Below are 3,200 nucleotides of genomic sequence, written 5' to 3' on the forward strand. Positions count from 1 at the left end.
GACACCAGGCTCTGTGCCTCAGGGTCATATACTTTGATCTTGTTTTTCAGGAGGAACAGGTTGGAGCCATTGAAGTATACCCTCACGCTTTTAAATACTGTTTTGCTTTGATGATGCAACGGCACTGCCCAGCCAAGGTTCAGGTTCTTTAAACGGATGAAGGAAGCGTTATCCAGCCAGAAAGTGGAAGCATTGCCGCCGCCGCCTTCTTCCAGGTAAACCGGGTACCTGCCGTTGGGGTTTTGCGGTGTCCAGTGGTCGGCCCAGAATGCCGCGCTACCTGCTTCCTGTGTAAGGTATTGTGCATTGTTAAGCTGTTGCGCCCGTACTTTATAATAATTGCCCGTACCCTGGATAAGCACATCTATACTGAACGATTTCCAGGTAGCTCCCAGGTTCAGGTTGTAGATAGAAGGCGGAGTGGAATACTTAGCAATAAACTCCTGGTCGTTTCCATCAATTTTTCCATCGGGCTTATCGGAGGTGGCGCCGCGTATGTCTTTGAAATTAAGCATACCCAGTTTCGGCACAGCACCGTTAATAGTATAGCCGGCTGGCAGTGCATCAATATCTGCCTGTGTACGGAGAATATCTGTAGCAATATATCCCATGATGCCGCCCGATGGCCTGCCAATCTGGTTTTGATAATCCCTGATATTCTGGGCCTGGTTAATACGCACCTGTTTATTTACCGCGTAGCTGTAGTTAACGCCTGCATTAAAGGTTACATCTTTACTGATGGCCTTCCTGTAATCAACGCTTACTTCATACCCTTTAGATTCCATCACCCCAAAATTTACCAGGGGATAAGTAGCGCCCCAGGTGGTAGGCACACTGGCGCCAATATCGCCCAGGATGTCATTTCTCCTGGTCATAAAGCGGGTGGCGGAGATGTTCACACTGTTATTAAACAGGCTGGCGTCAAAGCCGATGTCGATGGATCGTTTTTTCGCCCAGGTAATATCCGCATTCGGGTAAGCCCCCAGTGACACGCCATTGGATATATTGCCAAAGATGGCGCCTGTATTTTTCCGGTAATATTGCTCCCACTGCAACGTGGTATTCAGCGATCCGTCGGCATTCAGATTAGGCTCTTCACCCGTCATACCAAAGGAAGCCCTGAGCTTAAAATCATTCACAAACCTTACATTGTCTTTAAAGAAGGCTTCATCACTGATACGCCATCCTGCAGATACAGCGGGGAAAATAGCATAGCGGTTACTTGGAATAAAATACCTGGAGCCCTCATACCTGAAGGATCCTTCTACCAGGTATTTTCCCGCGTAGTTATAACTCAAACGTGCAAACGCGGCCAGGCGTCCATCGTCAAATTCACTGCCGCCAACCCCATAGTTCAGGGGATCACTGCTGGCCAGGCTTAACTGGTCCAGCTGCCGGGAAAGTACAAACTGATTCCTGGCATTGAATTGATCGTTGTTGGTTTCACTCTGCTCATACATGGCCGTGGCGGAAATATTATGCCTGCCAAATGATTTATCATAATTAATATAGAAATTCAACTGGTAAAAACTGCCTGCATTGTAGGTTTCATTGATCACGTTACCGTCGTTCCGTTGTTTGGTACGCGAAAAATCTATCTCATCACCTATAAGATGGTTGTTACTGCCGAACCGGTTGGTGATATAAAGGTTGTAGGGTAAGTTAAGCGTTTTCCTGAAGTCATGCCTCGTATAGCTGGCAAAGGTAGCTCTCAGCTTTAACCCGTCTACCAGCGACGACAAGTTATAATTCACATCCACCAACGCCTGGTAGTTACTCCATTTTTTACGGTTATAGCCGGTATTCCCGTTAATCACCTCCCCGGGATGCCATGCCATCAGCGTTCCTATGGGATAGCTTTTACCATTGTATTCCACGTAATCCGGCGCCATTTTACCCCTGGTCAGTAACCCCTTGTACAGATCGGGCATGTCATCGTTATCGTAGTCGTACTCCCAATAGGGCTTCTGATCGTTCCTGATATCCGTAGTCAGGTTAAGTCCAATATTAAGATCCCGGGTGATTTTGGCATCTACTTTTGCGCGGATGTTATACTTTTGGTAGTCTACATTATCAAAGGAACCGGTTCCTTTATAAAACGATCCGCTTACAAAATAATTGACCTTTTCACTGGCGCCGGAAACATTGGCTGTAGTACGGTATTCGGTGGGTCGCTTATAATACTTTTTCAGCAGGTTCACATCGTGTGTTTTCCAGTAATCCAGTTCATCTTTCGCATAATACCTGGAATCGGTCTGGTAACCGGTAGGATTTATCTGCTGCAGGATATCATTTGAAAATATGGCCTCATCATAAGCGCTCAGCGTTTTTGGCTGCACAGTAGGCTCGTTGATGCTGTAGCTGGAAATAACATTTATCAGGGGAGGACCGGTAATCCCTTTCTTTGTTGTTACTACAATTACCCCGTTGGCGCCACGCACCCCGTAAGCGGAAGCAGAGGCCCCGTCTTTCAGTACGGATATATTATCAACCTCGGAGGCATCCAACCCGTCGAAGGCGAACTGATCGGAGATCACGCCATCAATTACGAATAAAGGCGGTTTGGCAGGGCCAAAGCCATCGTAGGCGCGTACACGGATACTGGATGATTTACCAGGTTTTCCGCCGCTTTGGGTAATCACCAGGCCGGGCACTCTTCCCGCCATGGTTTGCGACAGCGTTGCTGCCGGTACTTCCACCACGTCTTTTCCCTTCATAGAGCTTACACTCTGTAACAGGTTTCGCTTGCTGCTTTTACCATATCCCAGCACTACCACCTCTCCAAGTTCAGCATTCGTTTTAAGACTCACAATCAGGGAGGATTGCTCCGCCGGTTTTAGTACAAAATTATCAATGGTCCAGGTTTTATAACCAATATAGGACACGCTGATCTGGTAGGCTGCTCCTGCTTCCAGGTTTGGTATAGAAAACTTTCCCTCTGTATTGGTGAGGGCTGATTTCTTCTTCTGTGTATCACTTTTGAGTGTTACTGTAACGGTGGCTGAAATTAATGGCAGTCCTGTTTCATCCTTTACAACACCTGTAATTTCGGGAGTTTGCGCCTGCAACATGGCAGTACTGAGGATACAGAAAAAGAGGAAGAACAGTTTCTTTGTAATTTTTTTTTGCATAGTGTTTAATTATTTTGGTTCTTAGGCAAAAGGAGCCTCTTCCCGGTAAACCGGGTAAATGCAAATGCT

The 3,200-nt window shown here is 46.8% G+C and carries 1 protein-coding gene; it reads right to left on the bottom strand.

All coding sequences use genetic code 11. The annotated features are described in order from the left end of the window. Nucleotides 1–3,131, bottom strand: a 3,131-nt coding sequence (locus VN105_RS06240; protein ID WP_325638992.1) for a SusC/RagA family TonB-linked outer membrane protein, incomplete at its 3' end; no start/stop codon positions are given. Nucleotides 3,132–3,200 lie beyond the last annotated feature (69 nt).

This window comes from Chitinophaga sp. (assembly GCF_035564935.1).
In the GTDB taxonomy this organism is placed as follows: domain Bacteria; phylum Bacteroidota; class Bacteroidia; order Chitinophagales; family Chitinophagaceae; genus Chitinophaga.